Below are 324 nucleotides of genomic sequence, written 5' to 3' on the forward strand. Positions count from 1 at the left end.
ATACGCATCATGGGATTTACCGGTGGTTAAGCCACCCCAGTTCTCATTAACCGTGCTATTGGTGTAACCGCCTTGGTCTGCGGTTGCCCCTACATGGTTGGTCTGGCCATTGGTAATACGCAACAACTGCACCGAGTAAACTTCATTCGGATCCAACCCGAAGAAGCTCACCAGACCCATACTGTTGCTCGAGCCTGAGGACTGCGGGTTAATCAACTGCGTGGCCACCAACTCACCCTTCGAGTTATACAGCTTGACGGTATTGCTGTAGAAGGTATTGATGCCTTGGCCGTCAACAATACGGATCTGCAGGCTGGTACCATC

General features: G+C 51.5%; 1 protein-coding gene. It reads right to left on the reverse strand.

Going from position 1 to position 324, the window contains the following annotated elements:
* Positions 1-324 (reverse strand): hypothetical protein (locus AC2A06_RS18980; RefSeq protein ID WP_484381314.1); only part of this gene is annotated, 324 nt, incomplete at both ends.

It is taken from the genome of Serratia sp. HNCC26DJ244, from assembly GCF_057180565.1.